Below are 25,994 nucleotides of genomic sequence, written 5' to 3' on the forward strand. Positions count from 1 at the left end.
ACAATCGCTGCCCGTGCTCCAGGAGGTCTCCATGAATCTACCGATCTACCAGCAGGCCCTGGGATCGGACTTCCACCGGCTGCAGCCCGAACTGCAGGAGTACTTTGCCCTGGCGCCGGGCAGCGGCCGATATGGCGTGGGTGAGGGAACGTTCGACGTCGTGGGTTGCCGGCAGGACTGGCTGCGTCCCCTGTTGCGGCTGACCGGTGGGGAGGAAGCCTTCTTTCCCGAGTACGGCGAGAACATTCCGTTCCGCATCGAAAACCATGCCCACCAGGATCCCTTTGGCCGCTCCAGCCTTACGGCCCGGCGTGAAATCCGCTTCCCCGGGCGGACGAGGATCTTTCAGGACACCACCAGCGTGACCCGCCGGAACGGGGCACCCCAGCTGGTTGACTACGTAGGCCGGTACCGGCGGCTCGTGACCGACCTGAACCTGACAGTGACGCCGGAGGGGCGGCTCCGCGGCGTTTCAGAGGCTTCCCGGCTTTTCCTGGGCCCCCTCCGCATTCCGCTTCCCGCCGCCCTGGATGCCAAAGCCTACGCGGAACAGTGGTGGGACCCGGCCCACGGCAGCAACGGCAGGCACCACATCCAGGTCAAAGTGATCCAGCCCCAGGTCGGCCTCGTGCTGGTCTACGCCGGCAGCTTCGATTACAGGCTGCGCCCCTACACCGGCGGAAGCTCCGCGCAGAGCTTCCTGCCGCGGTATGCGCAGCCGGACCGCTGGGAAGACCGGGTCTGAGGCCTTGGGTTAGGTACCTGAAGTGGCCGTTTGCCCTCGGCGCTAGCCCTGCGCCAGCTGGTTCAGCCCATCGGCGAGCTGGGTGATGCGTCCAAGGACGGCCGTAGCCTGGGCCGGGCTACTGCCCGCGAGCCCGGCAGAAGGTGTAACGCGCAGGGTGCTGAGGGCCATTGCCGGCAGGCCCAGCTGCCGCCAGGGGCGCCACACCGACTCAACGCAGTCAGCCACTCTGGGCAGGGAGTTCCCCGCTGCGTCCAACGCGCCAAGCCACAGACGCTTTTCCGATTCCACGGCTCCTGCCAATTGCTCCCACTGCCGGGCGGTCAGGGCCTTCAGCGGAACAGCAATGCCGTCCGCCCCGGATGCGAGGATCTGCTCGAAGGGCGCCTCGATTTCAGGAACAGCTATAACGATCTCGGCGGCGCCCGCGGCCCGTAAAGCGTCCAGTACAACGCGCCAGGACTCCCGCGCCTCGGAGGCCGCCACGGCACGCAGGGTGCGGTAGCCGCTGGAGGTGGGAATGGTGCCGGCCAGGACGGCTGCGATATCAGGCTCATCCACCTGTACCACCAGCCGGGCGCCGGGCACAGCTGCGGACACCCGCGAAAGATAAGGCCCGACGCCGGCAGCAAGGGAGGCAGCGAGATCCCGCCGTGCGCCGTAATCGAGTAGGGCGCGCTCGCCGTTGTGCAGGTGAAGGCCGGCAGCCAGGCTGAGCGGACCCACCAGCTGGACCTTGACCTCGGCAGCAGGCTTCTCCTCGGCCCCGGCTACGTCGGCGAGGATGTTGATGTCAGTGGCAAGGGCCGATGCAGCGCGGCGGAAGTCCTTGCCCGGGCGGTCCACCAGGCGCCAACCGAAGGGCTGGACGTCGACCGCCAACTCCTCAAGAAGGCTGGCCGTGCGCCCCAGGGCATCTGACCCAACGCCCCGGTCCGGCAGTTCGGCGAGGAATGGCAGGTGGGGGCTGCCCAGCTCACCCCGGATTATTTTTGCCGCTTCCACCGGATCCTCGCCCGGCCATGGGCCCAGCCCGGTGGCGGTTACCTCCCGCGGCGGCGCCTCGTTCCCGCGGGAGGCTCCGGAACCTGCCTGGTGCTGTTCGCCGACGCTCACGCGAGTGCTGATGCCTGCGGGTGCTGTCCCGAGGCAGCCTCGTGGTCCTCGGCGATCGCCTCGTGGTGCCGGATGACCTCACCGATGATGAAATTGAGGAACTTCTCCGCGAACGCCGGATCCAGGTGGGCGTCTTCCGCCAACCTGCGGAGCCGGGCGATCTGGGCCGCCTCACGCCCCGGGTCGCCGGCCGGCAGCCGGTGGGCGGCCTTGAGGAACCCCACTTTCTGGGTGGCCTTGAAGCGCTCGGCCAGGAGGTAAACCAAGGTGGCATCGATGTTGTCGATGCTGGAGCGGATGGACAGCAGTTCAGCCATCACCGAGTTGTCCACCTGACCGGCCAACGAGCTGGCGGAGGGGTCGAAGTCATCGGAGTCAGGAGTGTGAAGGTTGTGCTGCGTCATGGTTCAAGTCTATGGGAGGGCGCCTGTTTCGACCGGGTGTTAAGCGCCGGTGCCGGCATAGGGCACCGGCGCCTAACCTGGGCCTCGATTTCAACCGGTCAGATGCCGAGCAATGCCCGGTGTTCTTCCCGCCGCCTCGCCTGTTCCTGCGGATCCGGTACGGGCAAGGACGCGATGAGCCGCCGCGTGTAGTCATGCTGCGGATTGCCCATGACCTGGCTGCCGATCCCCTGCTCCACCAGCTTGCCCTTGTACAGCACGCCCACCCAGGAGGACAGGGTGTCCACCACGGCCAGGTCATGGCTGATGAAGAGGCAGGCAAAGCCGAACTCCTGCTGGATGTCCTTGAACAGCTCCAGGACCTTTGCCTGTACCGACACGTCCAGGGCCGACGTCGGCTCGTCAGCTACCAGCAGCCGCGGATTCAGGCTGAGGGCCCGGGCCAGGGACGCGCGCTGGCGCTGGCCGCCGGACAGTTCGTGCGGGTACCGTCCTGCGTACGACGCTGGCAGCTGGACTGATTCGAGCAGCTCCGCTACGCGTTTGCGCGCCTGCGCCGGGCTTGGCTTGGTGTGGATGATCATGGGTTCGGCGATGCAGTCCCCGATGGTCAGTTGCGGGTTGAAGGAGGCGGCCGGATCCTGGAACACGAAGCCGATGTCCTTCCGGAGCGGCTTGAAGGTGCGCTCCCGGAGGTTCAGCATCTCGTAGCCCAGCACGCGGAGGCTGCCGCCGGTGGTCCTGTTGAGGCCGGCGATGGCGCGCCCGATGGTGGTTTTTCCGGAGCCGGACTCCCCCACCAGTCCGAACACTTCTCCCCTGGACAGCGAGAAGCTGACCCCGTCCACTGCCTTGAACGCGGGCGTTCCCAGCCTGCCGGGGTACTGGATGGTCAGGTTGTTGGCTTCCACCAGGACTTCCTCATCCTGGTGCGCCCGGCTGGTCAGCCCTTTCGAGGCGGAGTTGTGTCCCAGGTGAGGCACCGCAGCCAGCAGCTTTCGGGTGTAGTCCTGCCGCGGTTCTGCAAACAGCGTGCGGGCCGGCGCTTCCTCGACGACGTCTCCCTGATACATCACCACCACGCGGTCGGCGAGGTCTGCCACCACGCCCATATTGTGCGTGATGAGCACAATGGACGTGCCGTACTTGTCCCGCAAGTCCCGGAGCAGTTCCAGGATTTCGGCCTGGACTGTGACGTCCAGCGCCGTGGTGGGTTCGTCGGCGACGATCAGGCCGGGATTCAGTGCCAGCGCCGCGGCGATGACCACCCGCTGCTTTTGTCCTCCCGAGAACTGGTGCGGGTAGTAGTTGACGCGGTGTTCCGGATCAGGGATGCCGACTTTGCGGAGGGCCTCGACCGCCCGGGATTTGGCTTCCTTCGCCGAAACCCGTTTTCCTCCGGCGCCCACGTGGGCGCGGATGCCTTCGGCAATCTGCCAGCCCACGGTGAAGACAGGGTTGAGCGCCGTGGACGGTTCCTGGAAAACCATGGCCACGTCGCGGCCGCGGATTTGGCGGAGGCGGGCGGCACTGACGCTGATGACGTCAGCCCCGTTGATCACCACTGCCCCCGAGCTGCTGGCCGTTTCCGGCAGCAGGCCCAGAATTGTCTTGGCGGTAACCGTTTTTCCGGATCCGGACTCCCCTACGATCGCGAGCACTTCCCCCTTTCTGACCTCGAGACTGACGTCCTTGACTGCATGGACGGGACCGCCGTCGGTGGCGAAAGTGACCTGGAGGTGGTCGATGTCGAGGACCGGGCGGCCGCCGTCGGACTGGCCTTCGCCGGAATGCCGGCCGGATAACGGATCGATGTTAACGGTCATGATGCCCTCACTTCGATTGCCATGGCGGCGTTGTCCACCGGCGCCGGTGAGCTGCCGCCTCTGCTCTTGCGTCCGCGCAGGCGCGGATCGTTGAGGTCGTTGATGCTCTCGCCCACCAGGGTCAGGCCCACCACCGTCAGGACGATGGCGAGGCCGGGGAACATGCCGGTCCACCAGATCCCGGAGGTGGTGTCGGCGAGCGCCTTGTTGAGGTCGAAGCCCCATTCCGCGGCCGAGCTGGGTTCGATGCCAAAACCAAGGAATCCCAGGCCGGCAAGGGTGAGGATGGCCTCGGAGGCGTTAAGGGTGAAGATCAGCGGCAGGGTGCGGGTGGCGTTGCGGTAGATGTGGCGGCTCATGATGCGGATGTTGGAGGCGCCCACCACTTTGGCGGACTCTACGAACGGCTCGGCCTTCAACCTGACGGTCTCGGCCCTGATGACCCGGAAATACTGCGGAATGAATACCAGCGTGATGGCTGTGCCGGCGGCGAAGATGCCGCCGATGAGGCTGGACTGGCCGCCGCTGATGACGATGGCCATCACGATGGCCACCAGCAGCGACGGAAAGGCGTACACGGCGTCGGCGATGACCACCAGGATACGGTCCAGCCACCCGCCCAAGTAGCCGCTGACCAATCCAAGGACGACGCCCACGACGATGGACATGGCCACGGCGACGACGATCACCAGGATTGCGGTCTGCGCTCCCCAGATCACCCGCGAAAGGACGTCGTAGCCACCTACCGTTGTGCCGAGGAGGTGCTTGCCGCCCGGGGCCTGCTGCGTGGGGAAGTTGCCGTCGGAGTCGGAAAGCTGTGCGAACCCGTAGGGCGCGAGCAGCGGGGCAAAGATCGCCGTCAGGACAAAAGCGCTGGTGAGGATCAGGCCCGCCACCAGCATGCCGCGCTGGAGCCCGACACTCTTGTTGTAATGCGAGATGACGGGAAGGCGCCGGTACCAGGGGGCCCGGGGACTTTCCATGGGGACGGGAACGGCTGGGATGCTCATGGTCAGTACCTCACGCGGGGATCGATCAGCGCGGCGATGATGTCCACGATGAAGTTGGTCATGGCCACGATGATGGCGAGCAGCACCACGATGCCCTGGACGGCGACGAAGTCACGCGCGGTGAGGTAGTTGGCCAGCTGGAATCCCAGGCCCTTCCACTCGAAGGTTTTCTCCGTGAGGACCGCGCCGCCGAGCATCACGGCGATCTGCAACCCCATCACGGTGATGATGGGAATCAGTGCCGGCTTGTAGGCGTGCTTGGTGACCAGGCGGTATTCGCTTACTCCCCTGGACCGGCCGGCCTCCACGTAATCCCTGCCCAGGGTCCCAATCACGTTGGTCCGGACAAGGCGCAGGAAGATCCCTGCCGTCAGGAGGCCAAGCGCCACCGCGGGAAGCACTGCGTGGGCCAGGACGTCGCTGAGCGCCGCCATGTTTCCGCTTCGAAGCGCGTCCAGCCAGTAGATCCCGGTAGGAGCCTCGAGGGACGTCAGGGCGAGTTCGCTGGATGTTTTGGCCCTGCCCGCCACCGGGAGCCAGCCCAACCAGACAGCGAAGGTGAGCTTGAGCAGCATGCCCGCGAAAAACACGGGGGTGGCATAGCAAAGAATGGCGAAGACCCGCAGGACGGCGTCGGGCGCCTTGTCCCGGCGGTGCGCCGCAACCATGCCGAGGGGGATGCCCACCAGGAGGGCGACGAGCAGTGCGTTGATGGTCAGCTCGAGTGTCGCTGACCCATAGGTTGTGAGCATTTCGACGACGGCCCGGTTGTCCGTGAGCGTGCGGCCGAAATTGCCCGTGGCCAGCTGGCCGAGGTATTCAAAGTACTGGACCAGGAGGGGCCGGTCATAGCCTGCCGCCTGGATTCGCTCCTGAAGCTGGTCCGCGGGCAGCCGTCCGCCCATGGCTGCAGTGATGGGGTCACCTGTGATCCTCATCAGGAAGAAGACCATGGTCACGAGGATGAAGATCGTGGGAAAGATCAGCAGGAAACGGATCAGGATGTACTGTCCCAGCCCCCCGCCGGAGAATTTTTTGGTGGCCGGGAGGAGGCCGTCCGCGTCGCTCGGGGACGCGTCTACGAGTGTTGTCATGGGTACCTAAGGTTGTCGTTTTCCGTCGCTGCGGCTCCAGCAGGAGGGCGGCGCCGTGACCAGCACGCGGGGCGGGACGCCTTGCAGGCGTCCCGCCCCGTGTGCGGTCATAACCGGGTGGCGCTTGGTCCTACTTGGACATCACGCCAAGACGGGTCTTGAACGACGCGTCCAGGGTCTTTTCGACTCCCTGGACATCCGTTCCAGCCACCATCACCTGGGCACCCTGCAGCAGCGGCAGCGTGGATAGGTCCTTGGCAATCGCCTCCTGGGCCTGGCCCAGCAGTTCACTCCGCTCCGCCTTGTCCGTGGTCACCAGCTGCTTCTTGACGATGTCCGTCACGGCTTTGCTCTCGTAGTGGTTGCCGAGGAAGTTGCCGGGAATGAAGAACGGGGTCAGATAGTTGTCCGCGTCCGAGTAGTCAGGGAACCAGCCAAGCTGGTAGGCCGGGTAGGCGTCCGCCCGGCGTTCCTTGGTGTAGGTGGTCCACTCGGTGGACTTGAGGTCCACAGTGAAAAGGCCCGACTTCTCAAGCTGTTCCTTCACGAGGGCGTACTCATCTGCGGCGGAGGTGCCGTACCGGTCCGTGTACTGCAGCTTGAGGTCAACCACCGAGGTGATGCCGGCGTCCGCGAGGACCTTCTTGGCCTTCTCCAGGCTGGGCTTGCCGCTTCCGTCACCGTAAAGGCTCTTCAGCGGTTCCGTGGCTCCTTCGAATTCCTTGGGGACATAGGAGTAGACGGGAGTGTAGGTGTTCTTGAAGACCTGGGAGGCAATGACGTCGCGGTCAACGAGGTGGGCGACGGCCTGCCTGACGGCCAAGGACTTGGCGGCATCAGCCCCGGGTGTCTTGGCGCCGAAGGGCATGGTGTCAAAGTTGAACACGATGTAGCGGAGCTCACCGCCCGGACCCTTGTGGACCTTGACCTTGGAATCCTTCTCCAGGTCCGAGACGTCCGTGGCCGTGAGGATGCGGCCGGCGACGTCGATGTTGCCCTGCTGGACATCGAGTTTCAGGTTGTTCGGGTCCGCGTAGTGCTTGAGCGTGGCGCCGTCGTTGGCTGCCGCGCCCAGGAGCCCCTGGTAGTCCGGGTTGGGCTTGAAGCTGACCAGTTCGTTCTTCTTGTAGCTTTCAATCGTGTACTGGCCTGCGAACGGCTTCGCGGCGATGATGGCGTCGTCGTCCATAATCTTGTCCGCCGGGAAGACTTCCTCGTCCACAATCGGTCCCGGGTTTGAGGCAAGGACGCCCGGGAAGACCTGGTCGTTGCCGGCGGCGAGGGTGAATACCACCGTGTTGGCGTCCGTCGCCTCGATCTTCTCCATGTTTGAGAGGAGCGAAGCGGGGCCGTTGGGATCGTTGATGGACTTTACGCGGTTGAACGAGAAGACGACGTCCGAGGAGTCAAGGGTGTTGCCGTTGGCGAACTTCAGGTTTGGCTTCAGTTTCACCGTGTACTCGGTGGGGCTGGTGAAGGAGGCCGACTCAGCGATATCGGGGCTGGCGTCGGCGGTACCGGGTTTGTAGTTAAGCAGGAAGGGATAGATCTGGTTCATCACCATAAACGAACCGCCGTCATACGAACCGGCGGGATCCAGCGTGACAACTTTGTCAGTGGTTCCGTAGGTGATGGCACCGCCGCCGGCTTCGCCGGTTGAGGTTCCGCTGCCGCCTGAGGGGCCCGTGCAGGCAGTCAGTGCCAGTGCGGAAATACCTGCCAGCGCGATCACGCCGTGCAGTGCCTTGTTGCTCTTCGTCATCTGTGAACTTTCTGTTCGATGAATACGCGCCCCGCCGACCCCTGTAGGGTGCCTCTGCTGAGGCGGGAGCGCGCTGTGCTGATGGCTAGATTCAATCAGAGAGTCAAGCCCCGGACGGGCCCATTTAGTGAGTTGAGACACAAAATTTACCTGAATGATGCGGGGCTCTCATTTACCGGCGCATTTACCGGCGCACATCGAAGAACGCCGCCCCGGCGGAACCGGGGCGGCGTTTAGGTTTGCGGGCCTAGAGCTCGGCGCGCTGAAAGGAGCGGGCGGCGTCGATGGTTGCCTGGCCCAATACCCTGCTGCCCTGATAGAGGACAACGGTTTGCCCGGGCGCAACGCCGCGCAAGGGGCTTGTCAGTGTGACCACCAGCTGCCCGCCGGAAGCACCGGCGCCTTCTTCGGGAAGTTCCATGTGCGCTGTCGCGGGGACAGGATCCCCGTGAGCGCGGACCTGGGCGTAGCAGTCGAACCCGGCGCCCGTCTCCACCTCAGCGATGGGCAGTCCTGCCCAGGACACCTTGATTCCCCGGATCTCGTCGATGGCCAGCAGGGCCTCGGGACCCACCACCACCTTGTTTTCCTTGGGCCGGATCTCAAGGACGAACCGCGGCTTGCCGTCGGCTGCGGGCGTACCGAGTTTGAGGCCGCGGCGCTGGCCCACGGTGAAGGCGTTGGCACCAGGGTGCTCCCCCACCTTGGTTCCCGTTTCGTCCACGATGTCGCCGGTGGACATGTCGATTTTTTCCGCCAGCCAGCCGGCGGTGTCACCGTCGGGGATGAAGCAGATGTCGTGGCTGTCGGGCTTGTTGGCCACCGACAGGCCGCGGCGTTCAGCCTCTGCACGCACTTCAGCCTTGGAAGGCGTTTCAGCCAGCGGGAACATGGAGTGCTTTAGCTGCTCGTGGGTCAGGACACCCAGGACGTAGCTCTGGTCCTTGGCCCAGTCGGCGGCGCGGTGGAGTTCGCGGTTACCGTCTGCGTCCTCGATCACCTTCGCGTAGTGGCCGGTGCAGACGGCGTCGAAGCCCAGGGCTATCGCCTTTTCCAGCAGAGCGGCGAACTTGATCCGCTCATTGCATCGCATGCACGGGTTGGGCGTGCGGCCGGCAGCGTACTCATCGATGAAGTCCTGGACGACGTCCTCTTTGAAGCGTTCGGAAAAGTCCCACACGTAGTAGGGAATACCCAGGACGTCGCAGGCGCGCCACGCGTCACGCGAGTCCTCAATGGTGCAGCAGCCCCGGCTTCCGGTGCGCAGCGTTCCGGGCATGCGGGAGAGCGCCAGGTGAACCCCGACGACGTCGTGTCCCGCCTCGACGGCGCGGGCGGCGGCGACGGCGGAGTCAACTCCGCCGCTCATGGCTGCTAGAACTCGCATACTGGCTTTCTGTTGGGGGTGTTTCCGGCTACCGGCCGGTGCTGGCTGCGGATGCTGACTGGGGGTGCTGACTGCCGGTGCTGCAAAGGAGGCAGGCGTGCTCCCGGAAACGATCTTCGCCCATCTATTCTACGGCCTGCAGCGGAGGCACTGTCAGCGGCTGCCCAAACCCTGGCGGGCCACGGTACCGGCGGTCTGGATAGAGGACTCGTGGCCGGCCATTCCTGCCTGCCGCGCCCGCGAGTAGGCATCGGGAAGAGCGGCCAGCAGCGCCTCGACATCCTCATCCTTCGAGGAATGCCCCAGGGTGAAGCGTTGGGCCCCGCGCGCCGTTTCCTCGTCCAGTCCCATGGCGAGCAGTACGTGGGAGGGGCGCGGCACACCGGCGGTGCAGGCCGACCCGGTGGACGATTCCACACCTGCCAGGTCCAGGAGGAACAGCAGGGAGTCCCCTTCGCAGCCGGGGAAGGTGAAGTGGGCGTTGCCCGGGAGGCGGCCATCCCCGGCTGCGCCGCGCAGGACTGCTTCGGGCACCCGATCCCGGACACCGTCGATCAGGCGGTCACGAAGGGCTGCAATCCGTGCGGATTCCGGGCCGAGGTTCGCACTAGCAGTCTCGGCGGCTGCGGCGAAGGCTGCGATCGAGGCGGTGTCCAGGGTGCCGGAGCGGACGTCGCGCTCCTGGCCTCCGCCGTGCTGGACCGGGGTGAGTTTCACGGACCGTCCCAGCAGCAGCGCGCCGACTCCTACCGGTCCACCGATCTTGTGCCCGGAGACGGACATGGCGTCCAGGCCGGACGCCTTAAAATCGACGGGCAGCGATCCGAAAGCCTGGACCGCGTCGGAGTGGACGGGAACACCCGCGGCGTGCGCCAGTTCCACGACGCGCGCGATGGGCTGGATGGTACCCACCTCGTTGTTGGCCCACATCACGGTCACCAGGGCGATACTGTCCGGGTCACGGGAAAGCTCAGCTTCCAGGAAGGCAAGATCCACCGCCCCGTCCGCGTCCACCGGAAGCCAGGTGACCGCCGCGCCTTCGTGCCGTTCCAGCCACTCCACGGTGTCCATCACTGCGTGGTGTTCGACGGCGGAGCACAGGACGCGCCGCCGTGCCGGATTCTCCCCCACCCGGGACCAGTACAGGCCCTTGACCGCAAGGTTATCCGCTTCGGTGCCGCCGGACGTGAAAATCACCTCGGAAGGATGGGCGCCTGCCGCTGCGGCGAGGGCTTCCCGCGCATCTTCCACGGCGCGGCGGGCCCTGCGGCCGGAGCCATGGAGGGAGGACGGGTTTCCGGTCCGGGCAAGTTCACGCGTCAGGGCAGCCAGTGCTTCGGGAGAAAGAGGCGTAGTGGCTGCATGGTCGAGGTAAACGGGCACCCTGTAATTCTAGCCGCCCTGCCCTCCTGGCTCCCGGGCGCAGCAGGGGCCGGGCAGTTCGGCAGGAGGAAACCGCCGTCGCCGTCCGGCTCCGGGCGGCAGCCCGCCTGGATTAGGAAGTCCTCCAGGGTCTCCGCGGCCCCAGCCTGGGAGCAGCCCTTCCGAAATGACTCCGCAGGCAAGGATTCGGCGACGGGCTTCCCTTCTGGCCGGAATCATCATCAACCTGCTGCTGACGTGGCACTGCGTGACTTTGGACTGCTGGCCGGCGCCCCTGGCCCTCAACCGGCTTTCCGGCGGGACGGCCAAGCCCTCGCCGGGTTAGGCCGAAGGCGGCAGCACCGGCAAGAACCTGCCCACGTCAGCGCGGGCCGCGGCCAGGGACGCTGCATCCGGACACGACACGGAAACGTAGACCGACGATTCCGCGGTGCCAAAGAGCCTGGCCAGCACCGCTGTAACCCTGCCTCCGGCCCCCGCCGCCTGTTCCAAAACCAACACCTCGACCGTCCGGCCTGGGGAGGATTCGCCTCCTCCCCACCGCAGCGTACCGGCCTTCAGGTAGTCCGGCAGGATGGTCGGATCCAGGTACTGAAAAAGTGCCACAGTGGACTCGCGGTCATCACGGCGGGCCAGCACCGACTGGTTGGTCCGGACCTTGGCGGCCACCAGGCAACCATCGTCCTTGAGGTACTGGCTCTCGCCGGCAACATCGTCCTTCACCATGTTCCAGCCGGGCGCGTCCTTCAGACCGTCCGACATTCCCACCGGCACTCCGCGGGCAAGGACGCCGCCGGAGGCGAAGGGCAAGTCCTGCGCCGCCACTGCCTCCGCGTCATGGCCCGGAGTGATGGTGGGTGTGGCAAGGGCTGGAGCGCTTTCCACGGGTTGCGGCGCCGCGGGGTCGGGAACGCCAACGCTGCAGCCGCCGGTAACCGCGGCCGCGAGCACGGCAGCCATCAGCGGCACAGTTCCCGGCCGGACCCTGCGGGCCCGTCCCGCCGTCGTCGGCTCTCCCATGTCCCCCCAATACGTTCGCTGCCCGGCCCCCGCGGCCGGCATCCTCCACGAGTCTAAACGCCGCGGCACCCGACAACCCGGGCCCGGGAACCCTGAACGCCGGCGCGATCGTTGACAGGGCAAAGGCCGATAAGCTGGGCCCACAGGGCTGCCCCCGCGGACTGGCCATACCAACAGAAGGATGAGTGCTTGACCGAGAGCAGCTCCCACTACCAGGTGCTTCGCGTGGCAGTCACCGCCACCGAGAAGGAAATCAAGGTGGCCTATCGGCGCGCCGCCCGCACCGCCCACCCGGACCACGGCGGAGACGCCGCCGCTTTCCGCCGGGTGACCAGCGCCTACGAAACGCTCATCGATCCACAACGCAGGAAAGCCTACGACCGCTCCTACGCGGCGGGCACCGCCGGAGAGAGAGCGGATTCGGAGCCGCATTTTGATGCGCCGCCTGCGGGCAGCAGGGCTTCGGCCACCGTCCACAGGACCGGCGGCAGCCGCAACACTGCCGGGGACCCTCCCGTCTACGTCCCGCCCTATGATCCCGCGGCCGACGGCGTGGTCCCCCTGATCCCCCTGGCAGAAGCCAGCCAGCAGGTCCACGGCATGCCGCGGAAGCGCGGGATCTTCGGGGCCGAAGCGCGGATCCAGCGCGAGATGCGCACAGTCCAGCTCTTGACCCGCCAGGTGCTGCCCGCGATCCCGGCCGCGCGGCTCATCAATGGCCTCCAGTCACCTGCGGACAACAGCCACATCGACCACGCCGTGCTCTCCGGCTACCGGCTCGCGCTGATCGGCTCCATGCTTTTGCCCAAGGGCGCGTATGCCTGGGACGGCAGGACCCTCAACCACGGCGGGCGCTCCGTGGCCCCGCCACAGCTGGCACATGTAGTACGGGCGATGCAGGACATTTTTCCGGAATTGAACGTCACCGGCTGGACCGTGGTGCATAGCCCGGGCGGGAATCTGCACGAGCCGGTTATTGACCAGCATCGCCGCTCGGCCGGTGCGCTGGAGACCGTCAGGATAGTCAACGCAGCGGGAATGGTCCGGGGCCTGAAGGAGTTCCTCGCGTCCGGCCCGGCGCCCAACACCGTCAACGTGCCGGTCCTGGCCAGGTTGCTGCGCGGCATGCACTGACCGCGTTGACTAGGATGGAACGGTGTTCCGCATCCTCTTCCACGCCCCCGAAATCCCCGGCAATACCGGCAACGCCATCCGCCTGGCAGCCATTACCGGCGCCGAGCTGCATCTGGTGGAGCCCTTGGGCTTCGACTTTTCGGATGCGAAACTCCGCCGGGCGGGCCTTGACTACCACGACCTCGCGGTCGTCACCGTGCACGGAAGCATGGCAGAGGCCTGGGAGCATCTCCAGCCGGAACGCGTGTATGCGTTCACCTCTGACGGAAGTGCCAGCTACACGGACATTGCCTACCAGCCAGGCGACGTCCTGATGTTCGGCCGGGAATCCGTGGGCCTGCCGCCGGAGCTGAAAACGGATCCGCACGTCACGTCCACCGTACGGCTGCCCATGCTGCCCGCACTGCGCTCACTTAACCTGGCCAACGCCGCCTCCATCGCCGTCTACGAAGCATGGCGCCAGCAGGGTTTCGCCGGCGCGCGGATCTGACGCCCGCGGACTTCGGATTCGGCGGTGGCACATTTCGCTGCGGCCCTGAAACAAACCGGGCAAAACTTTAGGGCCCGGCCCATCCACCCCCGCTGCCGTGCCGAATCACTCCTGAGAACAATCCACAGCGATCAAGGAGCGGCAGGTGACACTTCTCCGGGCAGATTCCAGGACAATCCACCGCTTCCCCGGTGGGACTGCTGAGGATCCACCCCCTGGAGACTTATGCTTGGTAGTAATGGAAACTCCCAACGCGCCTCATTCCGAGGCTCCGGCCACGGTGACAGACACGCCGGCCGACGTCAGCCACCGCCTTGCCGCGCTGCTGGAACAGATAGCCCAGGGCGACCGGGCAGCCTTCGCGGAGTTTTACCAGCTGACGTCCCGACGCGTCTACGGCATGGCGCGCAGGGTCCTTATCGACGCCGAGCTCAGCGAGGACACCACGCAGGAGGTATTCCTGCAGGTCTGGCAAAACGCGGCAAAGTTCGACAGGGCCGCCGGCAGCCCGCTCTCCTGGCTCATGACCATCTCGCACCGGCGTGCAGTGGACAAGGTCCGGTCGGCACAGTCTGCCACCGACCGTGAAGCCCGTTACGGTGCCAGCACCCAGGACATCGACCACGACAGTGTTTCGGATGAAGTGGGCAGCAGGCTCGAAGCAGAGGCCGTGGTCCGGTGTCTTGGCACGCTGACCGAGACGCAACAGGAATCCGTCCGCCTGGCCTACTACGGCGGCCTGACCTACCGCGAAGTCGCAGAACGCCTGAACGCGGCAGTTCCCACCATAAAGTCCCGCATCCGCGACGGACTGATCCGCTTGAAGACCTGTCTGGGGGTGAGTTGAATGACCGAAATGAATTGTGGACGCAGCGGCCGCCCGGGTGCCTTTGGCGACACCGTCTCCGCTGACCTCGCTTCGGGCCGTGCCGTTGACTTGGCTGAGCTGTACGCACTGGATGCAGTGACGGATGAGGAACGCCGCGCCATTGATCAGTACATTTCAGCGGCACCGGCAGCGGAGCGGGACTCCTTCTACGAACGTGTCCGCCAATCGAGGGAAACGCTCACGCGCACCTTCAAGGTGGAGGAAGAACCGCCGGCTGACCTTTTCAACCGGATCGTCGCCCAGTTGCCAGCCCAATCGTTAGCTCAGGACGCGCGCCGGGATCTGGGCGTGCCCGCTCCTTCCGCCGGCTCTCCCACCGCTGCCGCCGCAGATTCCAGTGACGAGCTCGCCAAAGCGCGGCAGCGCCGGGAAGAACGACGGCGTCCGGCCGGCGCCCGCCGCTGGCTCGCCGGGATCGCAGCGGCCGCAGCGATAGCGCTGGGCGGGGTCGGCGTCGGTTCCTACTTCGCGGACCAGAACGACCCCCTGAACCAGGTGGTCCGGGCAGGAGACCTCCGGGAAGCCTCGGTAGATGTGGCCGGCGGCGGTACTGCCACCGTCCAGATTTCGTCGTCCAAGGACGCCGTGGTGGTCAGGATGAAAGACGTTCCTGCGCCGCCCGAGGGCAAGGTTTATCAGATGTGGCTCATTCCCAAGGACGGTTCAGCGCCCGTCTCGCAGGGGCTGATGGACGCGGAGGCGCTGTCCAAGCCCGCAGTAGTGGAGGGCATCTCCTCCGCCGCAGCACTCGGGATCACCGTGGAGCCCGTTGGCGGCTCCGAGTCCCCCACCCTGCCCACCGTCGCTGCCGCTCCGTTGAACGCGTAGCACTGGCCAACAGAGCATCAAAAAGGCGCCCTGCGGCCTTCCGGAAGGAAAGCCACAGGGCGCCTTTGCGAGTTCGAGAGGCCGGCTGCCTAGAAACCGGCGATGGTTCCGGGCCCGTTGACCGCCACTACATGGAACGCTTCGGCGCTGTGCCCGGCCGGAAGCCCGGCCCGTGCAGCATTGGTGTGCATGCCCTTGCGAACTGCTGCTTCCATGGCCTCGACATCCGGGTGTTGGCTGACATGGACATGGATGGCTTCGAGCTTCGCCTTGAGGTGCCCGGTGACATCGACGAAGTGGTTTTCCCGTTCGTCCGGCCCGGCGTACAGCCAAAGCCACGGTAGCTTGTACGCCTCCAGCCCGGCCTCGGCCAGTTCCGGGTAGGCGAACGGATTCTCCACCGCAGGGTAGACAGCACGGGTCACAGCCTCCCCCACCGCAAGATGGTCCGGGTGGCTCTTCTGGATGCGGCGCCAGTTCCGTTCCGGATGCATGGCCAGCACGACGTCGGGACGCAGTTCGCGAATGAGGCGCACCACTCCCTTCATCACCTCGTGCGAGGGTTCGAGGTAACCGTCGCGCTGGTGGAGGTAATGGATGTCCGAAACCCCTACCAAAGCGGCGGCTTTGCGCTGTTCAGCGTCCCGCCTGGCAATGATGTCCGCCCGGTGCGCCGGATCAAAGCCGCCGGCGTCGCCGTCGGTCATGATGCAGTAGCTGACCCGGACACCCGCCGCAGTCCAGGCCGCGATGGTACCGGCAGCACCGAAGTCGATATCGTCCGGGTGGGCGGCAAAACAGAGCACCCGCCCAATCCGGTCCGTGGCCGGGTTGAACGGGCTTTCTGCCTGCGCAGCGAAGGCAGCCAATAATCAGCCTTTTCGCTTCTTGATCTCTGCCGTGGCCTGCGGGAGGACGTCGAAGAGGTCTCCGACGATGCCGAAGTCCGCGATCTCGAACACCGGTGATTCGGCGTCCTTGTTTATTGCGACGATCACCTTTGCCGTCTGCATGCCGGCTTTCTGCTGGATGGCACCGGAGATGCCGGCCGAGATGTACAGCTGCGGCGAAACGGTTTTGCCGGTCTGCCCTACCTGCGCGTCGTGGCTGATCCAGCCGGCGTCGGTTGCTGCACGTGAGGCTCCCACAGCGGCTCCCAGTGCGTCTGCGAGTTCTTCCACGGGTCCGAAGTCGCCGTCGAGGCCCCGTCCGCCGGCCACCACGATGCGGGCGTCGGTCAGGTCCGGGCGGCCGCTGGCCACCTTTTGCTCGCGCGCGGTGATCCGGGCGGCAGCATCGGTGCTCCCCACGGGAACGTCAACCGTGACGACCTCCGGCGCGCTGGGTGCTGCAGCCGGCTCCGGAGTCACGTTGTTGGCCTTGAGGGTCAGCACGGACACGGGCGTGGTGGCTTTGCAGGCAGTGTTGTAGGAACCGGCGAGGACGGACTTGTGGGCCGTTCCGTCAGAATCCACCCCGATGACGTCGGTAATAACGCCGGCGTTGAGGCGGATTCCCAGGCGGGCGGCAACTTCCTTGCCCTCCGGGGAATTGTCCAGCAGCACGATGGTGGCTCCGGCGCCTTGCGCTGCGGCCGCAAGGTAGGCGGCCTTGGGTGCGACCAGGTAGTCGTTCAGGTCCTGCACCGAGGGGCGGAGAACGGCGCTGACGCCGTACTCGCCGAAGGTCGCTGTTACCTCGTTGTGCAGTTCCCCGTTGAGGGCAACGACGCTTTCCCCAAGGGAGCGTGCCAGGGTCAGCAGCTCGAGGCTGCTCTTCTTGAGCGCGTTGCCGGGGTTGTCAATAAAAACAAGTACTTTTGCCATGTCGGTGTTCCCTCTTAGAGCAGCTTCTGGGCGGCCAGGAAGTCAACCAGCTTGATGCCGGCGTCGCCTTCGTCGGTGATGATGGTCCCGGCGGTGCGCGGCGGCCGCTCCTCGGCGTTGGTCACCGCGGTCCAAGAGCCGGCGTGGCCCACCTGGGCAGGATCCACTCCGATGTCAGCGAGGGACAGGGTGGTGATGGTCTTGCGCTTGGCGGCAATGATGCCCTTGAAGTTGGGGTACCGCGGCTCGTTGATCTGGTCTGTCACGGAGACCAGCGCCGGGAGGGCTGCCTCTACGGTCTCTGAGCTTGTGTCCGCGTCGCGCCGCGCCACGAGCCGTCCGCCGTCCACCTGCAGGGACGAGGCGAACGTTACCTGGGGAAGACCAAGGCGTTCGGCCAGCTGCGCAGGCACCAGGGAGGTCTCGCCGTCGGTGGAGGCCATGCCGGTGAGGATCAGGTCCACCGGTGCATCCTGGTTCAGGTACCGGACAGCTGCCGAAAGCGCCAGCGAGGTGGCTGCTGCGTCGGATCCTGCCAAGGCCGCATCGGTCAAATGCACGCCCTCAGTGGCGCCCATCTGAAGGGACTTCTTGACGGAGTTGACCGCACCGGCCGGACCCATGCTCAGGGCGATGACCTGGTTGCCCGCCTTGCTGCCGCCACGCGCCTCGGCCAGCTGCAGCGCGGCCTCCAGCGCATACTCGTCCAGTTCGGACAGGATGCTTTCGTCACGGTCCGTCGTGTAGCCCTCCCCGTTGAGGTGACGGTCGAACTGGGCGTCCGGTACATGCTTGACCAGGACGATGATCTTCAATGTCTTTTCCACTGTATCGACAGCAGCCTTCCATGCTTGTGGACAGCCAGCCGGGTAGGGTCATGGCCGCGGAATGCCCGGCATACGGGTAGCTCCTAGCTAACCATATAGGCGCACCCGCGCGCGGACTTCCGTTAACGCCTGTGTCAGCCGCTTGCGTCGTCAGGTTTGTGCTGGTGTTGCATATGCCGACGGCGGCGTCCCCGCCGAAGTTGGGGACACCGCCGTCGAACGTTCTCTGACCTCCTGCGCCTTGCCGTGGTGGAGGCTGCTAGCTGGCCGCGGCGCCGAGCGTAACGTCGAAGGTTTGTTCCGCACCGCCCCGCAGGACGGTGATCTTGACCTTGGAACCGGCGGGCTGCTCCCGGACTGCCGCCGTCAGCTGCTCCGGTTCACCGATGGCGAGGTCATTGAACTTGGTGATGACGTCGCCCACCTTGATTCCGGCCTTCGCAGCAGCCGAATCGGGCTCAAGGGTGGCAACCTCCGCCCCAACCGAGAACCCGGAAGAGTTGTTCGACGAAGACTTTTTCTTGACGCTGACGCCCAGCTGCCCGTGTGACGCCTTTCCGGTGTCGATGATCTCCTCAGCAACGCGCTTCGCGTGGTTGATGGGGATGCTGAAGCCCACACCGATATTGCCGCTTGAGGAGGACAGCGAGTCGGATCCGGCCGAGGCGATGGCCACGTTGACGCCGATGATCTCGCCGCTGCTGTTCACCAGGGCACCGCCCGAGTTGCCGGGGTTGATGGCAGCATCGGTCTGGATCACGTTGATGGAGATTTCGTTCTGGGCCGTACTCGGCTGGCTCTGGCCGCCGCCCGGAGGCGCGAACTGGAACCCGCCCTCATCGTCGCCCTCTGCGTTGTCCCCCTCTTCAGGGGCCGCGGCCGAGGCCACGCTGATGGTCCTGTTGAGCGTTGAAACAATTCCGTCAGTCACCGTTCCCGTCAGGCCCAGCGGCGAGCCGATGGCTATGGCGGTGTCCCCCACGTTGAGTTTTCCCGAGTCGCCCAGGGTGGCAGGCGTAAGGCCCGAGGCGTTATCGACCTTGATGACAGCAAGGTCTGACAACGGGTCGGTGCCAACAAGTTTGGCGGTGAGCACCCTGCCATCGCTGGTCCGGACTTCGAGTGCAGCATTTGCCGTCTGGCCATCCAGCGTAACCACGTGGGTGTTGGTGAGGATGTGGCCCTGGTCGTTCAGGACGATGCCCGAACCTGTACCGCCGGCGCCACCGCTTGAAGCGCTGATGGTCACCACACTGGGTGAGGCCTTCACGGCTGCCGCCGTTATGGCGTTCACATCGTCCTGGTTATTTACGATGACGGTCCCGGGCTGGCTGTTGCTGCTGGTGGCGGCCGCAGAGCCGGAGTTGTCAAAGAACTCACCGGCACCAACAGTCGCTACTCCGCCGCCCACGAGGCCGGCCGCGAGGATGCTGGCCACCAGGGTACCGACGCCGAACGAAGCCTTCCTGCGCGGGGCGTCCTTTGGGTTTGGTGCCATGCCTGCATAACCGCCGGGGCCTGTGTGCTGGGCATTATGCTGGCCCTGCCCGTAATAGCCATACTGGGGCTGGGGCCCATGGGGTTCATGGTGGGTGGGCTGGCTGCTGTGTGCGGGCTGGCCGGAGTCGTTCTGATCGGACGCGGACTGCCCGTAGAAGGGCTGGCGCTGGGGATACGGTTGGCGCTGCGGGTAAGCCGGGCGCGTTCCGGGAAGTTGCTGGGTGGGGTTCTCCCCCGACTGCGGCTGATCCAGCCGTTCGGTGGGGTACTGGCTCGCACCGGGCTCGGGGTTGGCGGCGGTCGCCGCGGGGCTTGAGGCTGCCGTGTCATCCGCATCCCGAACCTCCCCGGCATTGTTCCCGGCATGGGCGGAGGGCTGCTGCCAGGGATCCTGCCGGCCCGGGCCGCGGCTCTCGGGAGAGGCGCCGGGGTTTTGGTTCTCAGTCATGGGGCTTCCTTTCATCCTCGTCTGAATTAACTATGGACTCCCTGCCTGTAACAAGCTCGGATGTTTGCTGAGAGCTTGCTGGAGACTTTCGCGGCGCCCGATTCCGCATTTCCTGGGCCGTTTCGCTGGTGGCATATTCGGCTCGATGGACTGCCTGTGGGGTGCACCATAGAATCAAGATGATTGCCACAGCGACCTGCGGCTACACACATGCGTGGGGGCGCTGCTGCATTCTGAGACGACCGGTTCGTCCCGAATCGGTGTCAGGCGTGCTGAAGGGTTGCACATGCGGTCAAAGTTCAAACGTATTCTCGCCGTGATCGGCCTTACCGGCCTGCTGGCGGTGCCTGCCGGCGCGGCCTGGGCAGAGCCGCCGGTCACTATTCCGTCCGGAACGAACATCGTTGACAACGCCAAAGTTTTCGGCGGTCGTACGGGCGAGGTCCAGGAAGCAGTTCAGAAGCTTCTGAAGGACCACAAGTACAACCTGTACGTCGTCACTGTGGATACCTTCGAAGATCCCACTGATCCTAAAGCTTGGTCCCAAGCCGTGGCCTCAACCAAGGGCATGGGACGGGCAGACGTCATTCTCGCGATGTCCGACGACGGCAAGTACTACTTCTCCCCCAATTCGGCAAGCCCCATCTCTTCCAAGACCAGCAACATCAGCCAGAACGCTATTGTTGCGAATTTGGCTGGCGGCAAGCGCGATTTCGCCCAGGCAGCCATCGACACCGCCGCGGCAGTCGGCGATGCGGCTGGTGGCGGCAGTGGCAACGTCCCCTCGGGCGACGGTGCCGGCGCAGCCGTCCTGGTAGGAGCTGGTGTTGTGGCTGCCGGTGGTGCCGGGGCCTACCTGTACTTCCGCAACAAGCGCAAAAAGGCTGCTGATCAGGCGTCCAGCGCGAGCTACGGTCCGCAGGGTGCCGAAGTCGATCCGCTGGCCTCACACACCGTCGAAGAGCTGCGCCGCAAGAGTGGCTCCCTCCTCATCGAGGCGGACGACGCGATCAAGTCCAGTGAGCAGGAACTGATGTTCGCCCAAGCGCAGTATGGAGATTCCGCCGTCGGCAACTTCACCAAGGCACTCGATGAAGCCAAGGGCCACATGACGGAATCATTCAAACTGCAGCAGCAGCTCGACGACCACATCCCGGACACCGAAGAGCAGCAGCGCGCGTGGCTGGGCGAAATCATCCGCCGCTCGGAAGCCGCGCTGACGTCGCTGCAGGAGCAGAAGGCGGACTTCGATTCCCTCCGCGAACTGGAAAAGAACGCCCCGCGCGCACTGGCAGCCGTCAATACCGGAGCCCGCGAGGCAGACGCAAAAATCGCCAATGCCGAGCAGTCCCTCACTGCACTTCGCGGCAAGTATGCCGAGAGTGCGCTGGCACAGGTTTCGGACAACATCCTGCAGGCGAAGGAACGGCTGGCTTTCGTTCAGAACGCTTCCGCCACCGCGGAGCAGAAACTCGGTGAGGGCGAAGGAAGCCTCGCCGCCGTAGCTGTCCGTGCGGCGGAAGAGAGCCTGCACCAGACGAACGTACTCCTCGATGCGATCTCCAAGCGCTCGTCGAGCCTGGACGAGGCCCGCAGCGGCCTCGAAGCCGCAGTAGTGGACACGTCGCAGGACCTCGCCCAGGCAAGGGCGATGATCCAGTCCGGCACGCATTCGGAGCTGGCAGGCCCTGTGGCCGCAGTGGAAGCTGCACTGGCCCAGGTCAAGGCGGAAATCAAGGGCGGAAAAATCGACCCCATCGCAACCCTGCAACGGGTAGAGACCGCCCACCAGTCGCTCGACCAGGCGCTCAGCGGCGTCAGGGACCAGCAGGAACAAGCCCGGCGCGCCCAGGCATCACTGCAGCAGACCATCATGTCTGCCCAAGCCCAGATCAGCGCCACCTCCGACTACATCACCGCCCGACGCGGCGGCGTGGGAACAGAGGCCCGCACCCGGCTCGCGGAGTCGCAGCGGAACCTGGACTACGCGCTGTCCATCGCACGCACCGATCCCGTAACCGCCCTGACATACGCTCAACAGGCCCACGCCCTGGCTGCCCAGGCAGCCCAGCTGGCGCAGGCCGATGTTGACCACTTTGACGGCTACGCCAACCAGGGCTACGGCCGCGGCGGCATGTTCGGCGGCGGCGGAGGAGGCGGCGGACTCGGTGGCGCCATTCTCGGCGGCATCCTCATCAACTCCATTCTCAACGGAGGCGGTGGCGGCGGCTGGGGCGGCGGCCACGGTGACGGCGGCGGTGATTTCGGCGGCGGCGACTTTGGCGGCGGGGACTTCGGCGGCGGCGACTCCGGAAGCTTCTAGCAGGTTTCCGCGCGGCATCGCCCGAAAAAGTTTCACCGTCCGACGGATAGATGCATCCAACTGTTCACGGATTTCAGTGCTCAACAAAGAGCAGGACGAAAGGTAACACCATGGTTAAACAGTCCATTTTCGGCCGTATCGCACAGCTGGCAAAGGCGAACATCAACACTCTGCTGGACAACGCTGAGGATCCACAGAAGATGCTGGACCAGATGGTCCGGGACTACACCAACAACATTGCTGAGGCGGAGTCGGCTGTGGCGCAGACCATCGGCAACCTCCGCATGCTTGAGGACGACTACAACGAGGACGTCAAGAACTCCCGCGACTGGGGCAACAAGGCCCTTGCCGCCTCCCGCAAGGCTGACGAATACCGCGCCAGCGGCAATCCGACTGACGCGGAGAAGTTCGACAACCTTGCCAAGGTGGCACTCCAGCGGCAGATGTCGTCTGAAAATGAGGCTAAGGGCGCAGAGCCCAGCATCGCTTCCCAGCGCGAAGTCGTGGCCAAGCTGAAGACCGGCCTGGACCAGATGAAGGGCAAGCTCAACGAGCTGACCAGCAAGCGCAACGAACTGGTTGCCCGTTCCAAGACCGCAGCGGCGCAGTCGCAGGTACATGATGCCATCAAGAGCATTGACTTCATGGATCCCACCAGCGAAGTGGGACGGTTCGAAGAGAAGATCCGCCGCGAAGAGGCCAAGGTCCGCGGGCAGCAGGAACTTACCGAGTCCAGCCTGGATGCCCAGTTCAACCAGCTTGAGGACCTCGGAGAACAGGTTGAAATTGAGGCACGCCTTGCTGCCCTGAAATCCGGCGGAACGGCAAAGCCGGCAATCGGCGCGGGTGCCGGCGGCTCAGCAGCCTCCGAGTCCACGGTGAATGAAGCTGATTTCGACAAGCTCTGACAGTTAGCGGGACGCCTGTCCCCTAACAGCAAGTAAGGCCGGGGCTCCCGCCCCGGCCTTACTTTTGCCCTTGTGTGTAGCGTGGTGGCATGGCTTCTTCCGATGCAACTTCCATTGTCTGGCTGCGCGACGATCTTCGCCTGGACGATAACCCTGCACTGACCGAAGCGGCAGCGCTGGGCCTGCCCATGACCGTCGTCTTCATATTGGACGAGGAGTCAACGCAAATTCGGCCGCTCGGTGGAGCAACCCGGTGGTGGCTGCACCATTCGCTGGCGGCGCTGGCCGCATCCTTGGAGGACAAAGGCTCGCGCCTCCTCCTTCGCCGTGGGCCGGCGGCAGCTGTCATCCAGGAATTGGCGTTCGAGACGGCTGCCACACACGTCTTCTGGAATCGGCGATACGGACTGCCGGAGCGCACCGTGGATGCCGCTGTGAAGACGTGGGCGGACAAGAACGGCGTCCACGCCTCCAGCTACCAGGCAAACCTCCTGTTCGAGCCCTGGACCGTTCGTACCGGCGCCGGCGGACCCTACAAAGTCTTCACCCCTTTTTGGCGGGCCTGCCTTGCCAAAGGCGATGTCCGCGAGCCGCATGAAGCACCGGATCAGCTTCCTGCCCCTGCCACAGGCAAAGGAGGGGCACTTCCTCCGGGCGAGGAGCTGGACAGTTGGAACCTCCTGCCGCACTCCCCCGACTGGAGCGGCGGCCTTGCCAAGACCTGGGAACCTGGAGAGGTCGGAGCCCGGCGCCGCCTGGAAGACTTCCTGGACGGACCGGCGGAGGACTACGGGACGGGCCGCAACGTGCCGGCGGTCGAAGGAACCAGCCGCCTGTCCCCGCACCTGCGCTTCGGTGAGGTCAGCCCGTTCAGGGTGTGGCGGGAAATCCGGCAGCGGTTCCCGCGCCAGGTACCGACCGACGTCGGGATCTTCCGTTCCGAGCTCGGCTGGCGGGAGTTCTGCTGGCACCTCCTGCACACCAACCCGGAACTGGCCACCCGCAACTACCGCCCGGAGTTTGACCGCTTTGAGTGGCAGTCGCTCAGCACGGGCGAGCTGACCGCGTGGCAACAGGGCCGCACCGGCTATCCCCTTGTTGACGCCGGAATGCGGCAGTTGTGGCAGACAGGCTGGATGCACAACCGCGTGCGGATGGCTGCTGCTTCCTTCCTGGTGAAGAATCTCCTGGCGGACTGGCGTGTGGGTGAGCAGTGGTTCTGGGACACCCTCGTTGACGCGGACGCGGCCAGCAACCCCGCCAACTGGCAGTGGGTGGCCGGCTCCGGAGCTGATGCGTCCCCCTACTTCCGCATCTTCAACCCCGTGACGCAAAGCAAGAAATTCGACCCAGCCGGCCGTTACCTGCGCCAGTTCATCCCCGAACTTGCCGGCCTTGACGGCAAAGCCATCCATGAGCCCTGGAAAGCCGGGGAGGTGCCAGGGTACCCGGAGCCGCTGGTTGGGCTGCCTGAGTCCCGCGGGAGGGCTCTGGAGACGTACAGCAGACTCAAGGACTAACAGCCTTCAGCGGGTGCTGTCGGCAGCCGGGGACTACCGGCTGACCTTGCCCATCAGGGACGCAACGGGGCGCAGGAAGATGGGGCGGGCAAGGAACCAGGCCGCTGCCATCACCGCTACCGAAGCGAGGAATACCCAAAACCCGAACCAGCCGTCGTCGTCCCGCACGCCGTACATGTGGTTGAGGTTGCGCAGGGCTCCTGTGGCGAGCACCAGGAAAACGTGCACCACGATGAAGGCAACAAAGTAGATCATCACCGGGAAGTGGACGGCCCGCGCCCATTCGATGGGGTAAGCCTTGTTGAGACCGGCTGCCTTCTTCGGCCACGCCGAGGACATGCGCAGGCCCGTGACGAAGGCCAGTGGCGCCGCGATGAACACCGTGACGAAGTAGGAAAGCAGCTGAAGGGCGTTGTAGTTCACCCAGCCGTTCTCGGTGGGCCAGTTCAGGGAGGCGTACTGAAGGGCGGCCGAGAGAGCGTTCGGGAAAACGTCCCAGCTGGTGGGAACGATCCGCATCCATTGTCCCGTGGCGAACAGCAGCACCGCGAACACCAGGCCGTTGAGGATCCACAGGGCGTCCAGCGCGAGGTGGAACCACAGCTCAAGGCTGATCTTGGTGGGCGGGTTCTTGGTCTTGATAAATCCCTTGTTGTTGCGGGTCCAATGGCCGCTGGGCCGCGTGGTGGTCCTGACCTGCCACCCGGTGCGGATGATCAGCAGCAGGAAGAAAGCGTTCAGGAAATGCTGCCACGCAAGCCAGGCGGGGAATCCTACCGGGGCTTCCGCCGGCAGCTCCGAATGGCCGGGATAGTCGGCCACGAAGGAAGCGACGGCGGGCAGGCCCATCAGCCACTTGGCCATCAACACCACGAGGACCAGCACCGCGAGGACCGCGGGGACACCCCAGTAGAGTCGGGACCGCTTGCCCGCGGCAGTGCCGGGCTTTTTCGTGGGTGTGGACATCGAGCAACATTCCTCTCGAGAATGACTGGCGAAGTGCTCACAATCTGTGAGGCTCTGCGAAAGAGAATACTAGGAACTACCGGCATTCAAGGAAAAAAGAAGGCCCCGCCCGGCTTGTCTGCCGGTCGGGGCCTTCTCATAGTTGCGGGGACAGGATTTGAACCTGTGACCTCTGGGTTATGAGCCCAGCGAGCTACCGAACTGCTCCACCCCGCGTCGCTGAAACAACATTACCCTACTTCGGCGGAAGGTTTTTACACGGCCCATTTCAGGCCGGATTCCAGGTTATCCCCAAACGTCCTTCCCACCGCCCAGCCCCTCGGCAAGAGGGCGGGCCAGCCACTAATCCCCCAACCCCAACGCCTCGAGGTGGAGGCTTAAACCAAAAAGTCCCGGACACTGTTTCCAGTGTCCGGGACTTCCGTCAGTTGCGGGGACAGGATTTGAACCTGTGACCTCTGGGTTATGAGCCCAGCGAGCTACCGAACTGCTCCACCCCGCGTCGCAAGAACTACTTTACCGGCCGGTGAACAGCAGGCCAAATCGGGAGGGCGTGATCTCCGTCTCGCCGGCCCGGCACCCGCTCCG

At 65.1% G+C, this 25,994-nt stretch carries 23 protein-coding genes and 2 tRNA genes; 9 read left to right on the top strand and 16 right to left on the bottom strand.

Annotated features, from left to right (window positions below; translation table 11 throughout):
* Positions 1–31: 31 nt before the first annotated feature.
* Complete coding sequence (locus CXQ88_RS01265; RefSeq protein ID WP_104042355.1) at positions 32–745, top strand: DUF4166 domain-containing protein; 714 nt, start codon at positions 32–34, stop codon at positions 743–745.
* A gap of 42 nt (positions 746–787) precedes the next feature.
* Here the strand turns inward: CXQ88_RS01265 and CXQ88_RS01270 are convergent, their stop codons facing one another.
* From CXQ88_RS01270 to CXQ88_RS01305, 8 genes are all read right to left on the bottom strand, one after another.
* Positions 788–1,861 (bottom strand): hypothetical protein, encoded by a 1,074-nt coding sequence (locus tag CXQ88_RS01270; protein ID WP_146069158.1) that lies wholly within the window; start codon positions 1,859–1,861, stop codon positions 788–790.
* A complete protein-coding gene (locus CXQ88_RS01275; protein ID WP_104042356.1) occupies positions 1,858–2,265 on the bottom strand; it encodes a chorismate mutase in 408 nt (135 codons plus the stop codon). The genes CXQ88_RS01270 and CXQ88_RS01275 overlap by 4 nt, the downstream gene beginning before the upstream one ends.
* A gap of 98 nt (positions 2,266–2,363) precedes the next feature.
* On the bottom strand, positions 2,364–4,091 hold the full coding sequence (locus tag CXQ88_RS01280; RefSeq protein WP_258061642.1) for an ABC transporter ATP-binding protein: 1,728 nt from the start codon (positions 4,089–4,091) through the stop codon (positions 2,364–2,366).
* On the bottom strand, positions 4,088–5,101 hold the full coding sequence (locus CXQ88_RS01285) for an ABC transporter permease (protein WP_104042357.1): 1,014 nt from the start codon (positions 5,099–5,101) through the stop codon (positions 4,088–4,090). The genes CXQ88_RS01280 and CXQ88_RS01285 overlap by 4 nt, the downstream gene beginning before the upstream one ends.
* Positions 5,102–5,103: 2 nt before the next feature.
* Positions 5,104–6,195 (bottom strand): ABC transporter permease, encoded by a 1,092-nt coding sequence (locus CXQ88_RS01290; protein WP_104042358.1) that lies wholly within the window; start codon positions 6,193–6,195, stop codon positions 5,104–5,106.
* 130 nt (positions 6,196–6,325) lie between these two features.
* On the bottom strand, positions 6,326–7,957 hold the full coding sequence (locus CXQ88_RS01295; RefSeq protein ID WP_104042359.1) for an ABC transporter substrate-binding protein: 1,632 nt from the start codon (positions 7,955–7,957) through the stop codon (positions 6,326–6,328).
* A gap of 247 nt (positions 7,958–8,204) precedes the next feature.
* Positions 8,205–9,344, bottom strand: coding sequence for a tRNA 2-thiouridine(34) synthase MnmA (gene mnmA, locus CXQ88_RS01300; RefSeq protein WP_104042360.1), 1,140 nt, complete (start codon positions 9,342–9,344; stop codon positions 8,205–8,207).
* Between the two features lie 153 nt (positions 9,345–9,497).
* Entirely contained in the window at positions 9,498–10,727 is a 1,230-nt protein-coding gene (locus CXQ88_RS01305) for a cysteine desulfurase family protein (RefSeq protein ID WP_104042361.1), read from the bottom strand.
* Positions 10,728–10,893: 166 nt separating this feature from the next.
* On the opposite strand from CXQ88_RS01305, the gene CXQ88_RS21700 reads away from it, so the two are divergent.
* A complete protein-coding gene (locus CXQ88_RS21700; protein WP_181037377.1) occupies positions 10,894–11,052 on the top strand; it encodes a hypothetical protein in 159 nt (52 codons plus the stop codon).
* Here the strand turns inward: CXQ88_RS21700 and CXQ88_RS01310 are convergent.
* Complete coding sequence (locus CXQ88_RS01310) at positions 11,049–11,747, bottom strand: hypothetical protein (protein ID WP_104042362.1); 699 nt, start codon at positions 11,745–11,747, stop codon at positions 11,049–11,051. The two genes, CXQ88_RS21700 and CXQ88_RS01310, sit on opposite strands and share 4 nt — an antisense overlap.
* A 189-nt stretch (positions 11,748–11,936) precedes the next feature.
* On the opposite strand from CXQ88_RS01310, the gene CXQ88_RS01315 reads away from it, so the two are divergent.
* The 4 genes from CXQ88_RS01315 (at position 11,937) to CXQ88_RS01330 (ending at position 15,088) form a co-directional block, all read left to right on the top strand.
* Positions 11,937–12,881 carry a J domain-containing protein gene (locus CXQ88_RS01315; protein ID WP_104042363.1) on the top strand — a complete coding sequence of 315 codons (945 nt, stop codon included), beginning with the start codon at positions 11,937–11,939 and terminating at the stop codon, positions 12,879–12,881.
* A gap of 22 nt (positions 12,882–12,903) precedes the next feature.
* Entirely contained in the window at positions 12,904–13,371 is a 468-nt protein-coding gene (locus CXQ88_RS01320; RefSeq protein ID WP_104042364.1) for a tRNA (cytidine(34)-2'-O)-methyltransferase, read from the top strand.
* Positions 13,372–13,609: 238 nt separating this feature from the next.
* Complete coding sequence (sigK, locus tag CXQ88_RS01325) at positions 13,610–14,218, top strand: ECF RNA polymerase sigma factor SigK (RefSeq protein WP_104042365.1); 609 nt, start codon at positions 13,610–13,612, stop codon at positions 14,216–14,218.
* Positions 14,219–14,227: 9 nt separating this feature from the next.
* Positions 14,228–15,088, top strand: coding sequence for an anti-sigma factor (locus CXQ88_RS01330; protein ID WP_104042713.1), 861 nt, complete (start codon positions 14,228–14,230; stop codon positions 15,086–15,088).
* 89 nt (positions 15,089–15,177) lie between these two features.
* Here the strand turns inward: CXQ88_RS01330 and CXQ88_RS01335 are convergent, their stop codons facing one another.
* From CXQ88_RS01335 to CXQ88_RS01350, 4 genes are all read right to left on the bottom strand, one after another.
* Positions 15,178–15,957: a PIG-L deacetylase family protein gene (locus CXQ88_RS01335; RefSeq protein WP_104042366.1), complete on the bottom strand. Its 780-nt coding sequence runs from the start codon at positions 15,955–15,957 to the stop codon at positions 15,178–15,180.
* 3 nt (positions 15,958–15,960) lie between these two features.
* Positions 15,961–16,914 (bottom strand): electron transfer flavoprotein subunit alpha/FixB family protein, encoded by a 954-nt coding sequence (locus CXQ88_RS01340; protein ID WP_104042367.1) that lies wholly within the window; start codon positions 16,912–16,914, stop codon positions 15,961–15,963.
* 14 nt (positions 16,915–16,928) lie between these two features.
* Complete coding sequence (locus CXQ88_RS01345) at positions 16,929–17,729, bottom strand: electron transfer flavoprotein subunit beta/FixA family protein (RefSeq protein ID WP_104042714.1); 801 nt, start codon at positions 17,727–17,729, stop codon at positions 16,929–16,931.
* A 271-nt stretch (positions 17,730–18,000) separates the two neighbouring features.
* On the bottom strand, positions 18,001–19,689 hold the full coding sequence (locus tag CXQ88_RS01350; RefSeq protein ID WP_104042368.1) for a trypsin-like peptidase domain-containing protein: 1,689 nt from the start codon (positions 19,687–19,689) through the stop codon (positions 18,001–18,003).
* Between the two features lie 286 nt (positions 19,690–19,975).
* Here CXQ88_RS01350 and CXQ88_RS01355 point away from each other — a divergent pair, with 286 nt between their 5' ends.
* The 3 genes from CXQ88_RS01355 (at position 19,976) to CXQ88_RS01365 (ending at position 24,440) form a co-directional block, all read left to right on the top strand.
* Positions 19,976–22,012: a TPM domain-containing protein gene (locus CXQ88_RS01355; RefSeq protein ID WP_104042369.1), complete on the top strand. Its 2,037-nt coding sequence runs from the start codon at positions 19,976–19,978 to the stop codon at positions 22,010–22,012.
* Positions 22,013–22,122: 110 nt separating this feature from the next.
* The gene (locus CXQ88_RS01360) at positions 22,123–22,920 is read left to right on the top strand and encodes a PspA/IM30 family protein (protein ID WP_104042370.1); all 798 of its coding nucleotides are present in this window, start codon (positions 22,123–22,125) and stop codon (positions 22,918–22,920) included.
* Between the two features lie 89 nt (positions 22,921–23,009).
* The gene (locus CXQ88_RS01365; protein WP_104042371.1) at positions 23,010–24,440 is read left to right on the top strand and encodes a cryptochrome/photolyase family protein; all 1,431 of its coding nucleotides are present in this window, start codon (positions 23,010–23,012) and stop codon (positions 24,438–24,440) included.
* Positions 24,441–24,473: 33 nt separating this feature from the next.
* Here the strand turns inward: CXQ88_RS01365 and CXQ88_RS01370 are convergent, their stop codons facing one another.
* The 3 genes from CXQ88_RS01370 to CXQ88_RS01380 all read right to left on the bottom strand — a co-directional run bounded on the left by CXQ88_RS01370 (position 24,474) and on the right by CXQ88_RS01380 (position 25,908).
* The gene (locus tag CXQ88_RS01370; RefSeq protein WP_104042372.1) at positions 24,474–25,406 is read right to left on the bottom strand and encodes a cytochrome b/b6 domain-containing protein; all 933 of its coding nucleotides are present in this window, start codon (positions 25,404–25,406) and stop codon (positions 24,474–24,476) included.
* 142 nt (positions 25,407–25,548) lie between these two features.
* Positions 25,549–25,622, bottom strand: a tRNA-Met gene (locus tag CXQ88_RS01375).
* Positions 25,623–25,834: 212 nt separating this feature from the next.
* A tRNA-Met gene (locus CXQ88_RS01380) sits at positions 25,835–25,908 on the bottom strand.
* Positions 25,909–25,994: the final 86 nt, after the last annotated feature.

Source organism: Arthrobacter sp. ZGTC412, from assembly GCF_002929215.1.
Taxonomy (GTDB): Bacteria; Actinomycetota; Actinomycetes; order Actinomycetales; family Micrococcaceae; genus Arthrobacter.

What these genes read in the sequence shown, in the direction of transcription:
- mnmA (WP_104042360.1), bottom strand. Translation starts at nt 9,344, where the DNA reads ATGCGAGTTCTAGCAGCCATGAGCGGCGGAGTTGACTCCGCCGTCGCC.
- CXQ88_RS01285 (WP_104042357.1), bottom strand. Translation starts at nt 5,101, where the DNA reads ATGAGCATCCCAGCCGTTCCCGTCCCCATGGAAAGTCCCCGGGCCCCC.
- CXQ88_RS01310 (WP_104042362.1), bottom strand. Translation starts at nt 11,747, where the DNA reads ATGGGAGAGCCGACGACGGCGGGACGGGCCCGCAGGGTCCGGCCGGGA.
- CXQ88_RS01295 (WP_104042359.1), bottom strand. Translation starts at nt 7,957, where the DNA reads ATGACGAAGAGCAACAAGGCACTGCACGGCGTGATCGCGCTGGCAGGT.
- CXQ88_RS01355 (WP_104042369.1), top strand. Translation starts at nt 19,976, where the DNA reads ATGCGGTCAAAGTTCAAACGTATTCTCGCCGTGATCGGCCTTACCGGC.
- CXQ88_RS01275 (WP_104042356.1), bottom strand. Translation starts at nt 2,265, where the DNA reads ATGACGCAGCACAACCTTCACACTCCTGACTCCGATGACTTCGACCCC.
- CXQ88_RS01365 (WP_104042371.1), top strand. Translation starts at nt 23,010, where the DNA reads ATGGCTTCTTCCGATGCAACTTCCATTGTCTGGCTGCGCGACGATCTT.
- CXQ88_RS01280 (WP_258061642.1), bottom strand. Translation starts at nt 4,091, where the DNA reads ATGACCGTTAACATCGATCCGTTATCCGGCCGGCATTCCGGCGAAGGC.
- CXQ88_RS01340 (WP_104042367.1), bottom strand. Translation starts at nt 16,914, where the DNA reads ATGGCAAAAGTACTTGTTTTTATTGACAACCCCGGCAACGCGCTCAAG.
- CXQ88_RS01350 (WP_104042368.1), bottom strand. Translation starts at nt 19,689, where the DNA reads ATGACTGAGAACCAAAACCCCGGCGCCTCTCCCGAGAGCCGCGGCCCG.
- CXQ88_RS21700 (WP_181037377.1), top strand. Translation starts at nt 10,894, where the DNA reads ATGACTCCGCAGGCAAGGATTCGGCGACGGGCTTCCCTTCTGGCCGGA.
- CXQ88_RS01370 (WP_104042372.1), bottom strand. Translation starts at nt 25,406, where the DNA reads ATGTCCACACCCACGAAAAAGCCCGGCACTGCCGCGGGCAAGCGGTCC.
- CXQ88_RS01265 (WP_104042355.1), top strand. Translation starts at nt 32, where the DNA reads ATGAATCTACCGATCTACCAGCAGGCCCTGGGATCGGACTTCCACCGG.
- sigK (WP_104042365.1), top strand. Translation starts at nt 13,610, where the DNA reads ATGGAAACTCCCAACGCGCCTCATTCCGAGGCTCCGGCCACGGTGACA.
- CXQ88_RS01360 (WP_104042370.1), top strand. Translation starts at nt 22,123, where the DNA reads ATGGTTAAACAGTCCATTTTCGGCCGTATCGCACAGCTGGCAAAGGCG.
- CXQ88_RS01330 (WP_104042713.1), top strand. Translation starts at nt 14,228, where the DNA reads ATGAATTGTGGACGCAGCGGCCGCCCGGGTGCCTTTGGCGACACCGTC.
- CXQ88_RS01290 (WP_104042358.1), bottom strand. Translation starts at nt 6,195, where the DNA reads ATGACAACACTCGTAGACGCGTCCCCGAGCGACGCGGACGGCCTCCTC.